The organism is Anabaena azotica FACHB-119, from assembly GCF_014697625.1.
In the GTDB taxonomy this organism is placed as follows: Bacteria; Cyanobacteriota; Cyanobacteriia; order Cyanobacteriales; family Nostocaceae; genus Trichormus; species Trichormus azoticus_A.
In genome coordinates this window covers 1-5,755 of sequence record NZ_JACJSG010000106.1, presented here as the reverse complement: position 1 = coordinate 5,755, position 5,755 = coordinate 1, and the positions used below count along the sequence as shown (strand labels likewise).

The following is a 5,755-nucleotide window of genomic DNA, read 5'->3' as shown; positions in this document are numbered from 1 at the left end:
GTTGAGATGGGCAACACCATTGTCTCAGCCGGCGATAATACGGATGAAGCCGCACGGCATTTGATGAAGGCGGCGGGAAATGCTATCGATTCTGAGCATTATCGTCAGGTTGCTAATGCCAAGGATATCGATAGGAAAACTTACGACTCTAGGCAACACCAGGATTATCTTAAGCCAGAAGAGGCTCTAGAGTGCGAGAAGTTTCGTATTCGGGATACTTACGGGATGAGTGTTACTCCTGAGTTAGTCGAGAAAGATGACGGGGGGCGGTTGATTAAAAAAATTGTCGCGCTTGAGGCTATCTTGGCAGCGCCGGGGGATATGATTACCTCGGAAGATGGGCGCGAGTTTGTGTCGCCGCCTGATGTGGTGGTGGAACGGGATAAAGGGGAGCGCGATCGCTTGCCCATTTGTACCGACTGGGGTAATCATTCCACCTCTTGGTTAATGCGTCACCGCCTGGGGTTAAGGGCAGTGTTGACAGACTTGATGGATGGGCTGGAGATTAAGGGCGATGAAGCGACTGTTGAAGCATTGGCTGATTTCTCTAAACGCAATGCTAACCATATCAAGGGTATCCTTAACCTGACTATACCGCTTGATGAGTCTCCGGTGTGGATTTTGAGTCAGTATCTTTCGCAGCTTGCTTTGTCTATGAAGTCGCGGCGGCCTGTGGAAGATGGTAAGCGGGTGCGGTATTACCGATTAAGCACTGAGGATGTAGCTTTTGCTCGGAAGGTTCTTGAGTATCGGCAACGACTGAGGGAGGAGAGGGAACGGCGGCGACAGGAGGAACGGGACGCTCAGGCGGCGTATGCGGCTAGAATGCAGGCTATGTATGGCATTGATGCCCCGTCCACACCCCCCACTAATGTAATTGGGAGTAATAATTGTGGGGGTATGGACGGACAAGTTGACCCCTGTGATTCATGGTGGCAACAGGTAAAAAATTATGCAACGCTTGCTATGGAACGGGTAGCGTGTGGGGTGGAAGCGGTCAAACAGTTCCTCTCTACCCTCAGCAGTGATGAGCGTTGGGGGGTGATGATGGCGATTGATGAGCGATCGCCGCAGATGTTTGAAGAATTAACTGCGGCTGCGCCTGATTGGATCAAGTGGATGGGGTGAGTTTTGGGTTTGTGATCGCGCCAAGGATTAGTTAATGTGATACAAAAATAGAATGCGTGTTTGGGGCTGTAGCAGGTGTGTATTAACTTTGCGGACAGATGTCAGTCTATGGTGTCTGCTGATTTAGGTAAGGATGTGGCTGTGATTCAGTTTGACCAAGGCTCTTTCGACAAAATCAAAACTCTGGATTATCCAGAAAATATTATTCTGATTTTTCAACCTCACATTCTTCAGAACTCAACCCCATTGAAAGATTGTGGCAATTCCTCAAAAATTAATTGCAATGGGAAAATTGCACAACCTATTGATTAAATCTTGCTTTCTAATTAAATAGTGACTAGATATCTGTTAAAGTTTACTTCTGCTCGATACAACGAACTGTAATGATTCCATCAAGCTCTAAAAAGTTTATAAATAGTATTACAGAGTTACCGGAGTTGACAAGTTTGGCAAAATCCTCTGTCATAGACTTATTGAAGGAAGTTGATTTTTTGAGGAGTGTTGCCAGGTTAAAGCAAGAAAAAAAGCAGAAAGCCACATTAGGCCAGTTTTTAACTCCCTCTCCCGTTGCAACATTAATGGCTGGAATGTTTAACAAAGTTAATCTTCCTCAAATTCGTATACTTGATGCTGGTGCAGGAATAGGATCATTACTAGCAGCTTTCGTAGTTGAACTCTGCAATAAGCAGAATCAGACTAAAGAGGTAGATATTGTTGCTTATGAGATTGATCCTTTTTTAGTCAAATATCTACGGCATATATTAAATTTATGTGCAGAAAAATGCCAAATAGCAGGTATTTCTTTACATTACGAAATTAAAGAGAAAGACTTTATTGAAGATGCCGCCAAGATTCTTCAGCCTAATCTATTTAAAAATATTCAAAATTCAAGTTTTACTCATGCTATTATTAATCCTCCCTATTTAAAGATAAATTCTAACTCTAAATTTCGTACATTGTTACGTTCATTGGGGCTAGAAACTAGTAACTTATACACAGGTTTTATAGCTGCTACATCTTTACTTCTTCAGCCAGAAGGAGAGCTTGTATCTATATCTCCTCGTAGTTTTTGTAATGGCCCATACTTTAAAGATTTCCGAAGAATGTTTTTGGAAATGATGGCTTTAAACCATATACATCTTTTTGAATCCCGGCAAGAAGCGTTTAATGATGAAATCCTACAAGAAACAGTTATTATTCATGCTGTAAAACAAAAACAAAAACTTGATAATGTACTGATTACTACAAGTACAAGTGTTGATGATGATTTTATAATGTCTAATTCTTTAGAATATAAAGAGGTAGTTCATCCAAATGATTCACAACAAATCATTCATATTATCCCAGATAAATTAAGTCAAGAAGCAATTCAAAAAATAGCAAGTTTTACTTATTCTTTAGAAGACCTTGAATTAACCGTTTCAACTGGACGAGTTGTAGATTTTCGGGCAAAAGAATTTTTACGTTTATCACTAGATGAAGATTGTGTTCCGTTAATTTATCCAGTAAATTTATCTAAAGGCTATATTGAGTATCCTGCAATAACCAAAAAACACCAGGCATTATTAAATACAGAACAAACTACGTCGCTGCTAGTCCCAAACGAACATTATGTCTTAACTAAACGTTTCTCCTCAAAAGAAGAAAAAAAACGAGTAGTTGCTGCTGTATATAATGCTGACAAAATTTTTCATTCTTGGGTAGGTTTTGAAAATCATTTAAACTATTTTCATCATAATGGGAAAGGTCTTAACATTAACTTAGCACGGGGTTTATCAGCCTATCTTAACTCTACAATTATAGATACATTTTTTCGGTTGTTTAATGGACATACTCAAGTTAATGCGACTGATTTAAGGATTCTAAAATATCCTAATTTAGAACAGCTTATATCTCTAGGAGAACAAATTGGAGAAAAGCTTGTTTCTCAAGAAGAAATTGATTATCTTATAGAAGAATTATTAAGTATGAATAGTCAATCTGAGCATGACATTATAGCTATTAAGACTCGTATTGATGAAGCATTACAAATATTAAGCCTTTTAGGTTTTCCTCGTTCACAACTTAATGAACGTTCAGCTTTGACTCTTCTTTGTCTACTTGGTCTAAAACCTCATGATCCTTGGCAATCTGCTTCATCTCCGTTGATGGGAATTTCTCCAATAATGGAATTCATGGCGCAGCATTATGGAAAAAATTATAAACCTAATACTCGTGAGACAGTTCGTCGTCAAACAGTTCATCAATTTTTAGATGCAGCATTAATTGTTACAAACCCAGATAATGCTGAACGACCAACAAATAGTCCAAAAACAGTATATCAAATTGAAGAAAGTGCGCTTGAACTTTTACGTACTTACAAAACTACAGAATGGGAAAAAAGCCTTAGCACTTATCTATCTTCAATTGAGACTTTGAAAGAACAGTATGCTCAGGAGAGAGAATTAAAGCGCATTCCTATAGTTATAGAAGGAGAAATAATAACTTTATCGCCTGGGGGACAAAATATTTTGATTGAAAAAATTATTAAGGAATTTGCAGAAAGATTTACTCCAGGAGGAAAACTGATTTATGTTGGTGATACTGATGAAAAATTTGCTTACTTTAATGAAAGTGCATTAAAAGATTTAGGCGTTACAATCAATTCTCATGGTAAAATGCCTGATGTAATTATTTACCATATAAAAAATAATTGGTTAGTTTTGATTGAAGCTGTAACTTCTCATGGGCCAATTAATCCTAAACGCAAGAGAGAACTTGATACTCTTTTCGCTAACATAAAAATTCCTCTTGTAATGGTAACTACATTTCTCAGCCGTAAAGCTATGGTTGAGTATTTGCCTGAAGTGGCTTGGGAAACAGATGTTTGGGTTGCTGAAGATGCTACCCACCTTATTCATTTTAATGGTGAGTATTTATTACAAGCTTATAAAGTAAATAAAAATTCTGGCTCTGAATAAAGAAACCTTGTAGAAATTTATACTCCTTCTTGCCACATTTTATCTTAAGCTAACTCCAAGTCATCTAAGCTGTTAATGGACAGCAGGTTAGAGATTTGCTCAATTACTGAAAGAGGATGCTGATACCGTTATTCCAGAAAGTTGTCTAACCCCTGGCGAGATCCCCAAAAGTTCCACAAGTTTATCAAATACGAGCATCCGTATCGTGAACAAACCCACGCTTTTTTCCTTCAAGTCACCAAAAAGATTTGGGCTAAAGTCTCCAACCGTTCTGGTATCCCCATCACCGACGAAGACTTAATGCACCCTTGGGGGTTTTGGTACTGGGTATGGAAAAATAATGTTCCAGTGACAATTGTCGAAGGGGTCAAGAAAGCAGGCTGTCTGCTAAGTGCGGATTATGCTGCGATCGCTATCCCTGGCGTAAACTCAGGCTACCGCACTTCACAGCAAGAGGGCAGGGGGAGAGGTGCAGCAGGGGGAGCAGGGGGAGAAAACAGAGCAAGGGGAGCAGGGGGAGAATTTACAAACTATTCCTCCCCTGCTTATCCTGGTAAACCATCGTTAATCCCCGAACTGAAACATTTCGCAACAAAAGGTAGACAAATTAACATCTGCTTCGACCACGATACCAAACTCGAAACCGTCCAACGAGTAAGAACCGCGATTAGCCGGCTGGGGCGGTTGTTTGTGAATGAAAGTTGTGAATTACGAGTTATTGACCTGCCAGGGCCAGACAAAGGTGTTGATGATTTTGTTGTTGCCCAAGGTCAATCAGCATTCCACGCACTATATAATACTGCTGAACCTTTGGCTTTGTGGGAAATCAAGTTATTCACCTTGTTAACTTACCCGCCAGCGATCGCACTCAACCAAAGATTCCTGGGTGGGCTGATTGCGCCCGAAGGTGAAAAGCTCATCGTCCTCAAAGCTCCCAAAGGTACAGGTAAAACCGAATGGCTAACCCATGAAGTGGCTAAAGCTCACGAGCAATGTCGGCGCGTACTCATCATCACCCACCGCATTCAGTTGGGTGAAGCTTTATGCGATCGCTTCGGTGTTGATTACGTCAGCGAACTCTACACCTCTCACACCGGGGGTTTATTTGGCTTCGGCGTATGCGTAGACTCATTGCACAAGGACAGTCAAGCCAGATTTGACCCTAGTGAGTGGTGTAATGATGTCATCATTATAGATGAGTGTGACCAAGTATTTTGGCATCTGCTGAACTCTACTACAGACGTGCAGAAGCGGCGGGTATCCATTCTCCGAAACCTCAAGCAGCTAATCCAAAATGTCTTGGCTAGTGATATGGGGAAAATTTACTTGTCTTCTGCTGATGTGTCGGATACCGATGTCAAGTATGTTCTTTCTCTAGCGGGAGAATATAAGGTTAACCCCTTTGTCATCGTTAACAATTATCAGCCCGTTTCTGGTAAATGCTACAACTATTCTGGGAAAAATCCCAAGGATTTGATTGCGGCGTTGGATAAGGCGATCGCCAAAGGTGGACATCATTTATTATGCTGTTCAGCCCAGAAAGCTAAGTCAAAGTGGGGGACTCAGGCGTTAGAAGAAAGATTTCGGCGCAAATTTCCCCACCTGCGGATTCTGCGGATTGATAGTGATTCCGTGTCTGAACCAAATCATCTCGCTTTTGGTTGTAT

2 protein-coding genes and 2 pseudogenes are annotated in these 5,755 nt (G+C 40.7%); all 4 read left to right on the top strand.

What is annotated here, in order from left to right:
- Positions 1–1,128 (top strand): annotated as a pseudogene (locus H6G83_RS35760) (bifunctional DNA primase/helicase); the annotation flags it as partial.
- 108 nt (positions 1,129–1,236) lie between these two features.
- The gene (locus H6G83_RS34405; protein WP_190480611.1) at positions 1,237–1,440 is read left to right on the top strand and encodes a hypothetical protein; all 204 of its coding nucleotides are present in this window, start codon (positions 1,237–1,239) and stop codon (positions 1,438–1,440) included.
- 71 nt (positions 1,441–1,511) lie between these two features.
- Positions 1,512–4,088: a BsuBI/PstI family type II restriction endonuclease gene (locus H6G83_RS34400; protein ID WP_190480609.1), complete on the top strand. Its 2,577-nt coding sequence runs from the start codon at positions 1,512–1,514 to the stop codon at positions 4,086–4,088.
- A gap of 138 nt (positions 4,089–4,226) precedes the next feature.
- Positions 4,227–5,755, top strand: a pseudogene (locus tag H6G83_RS34395) (DUF3854 domain-containing protein); the annotation flags it as partial.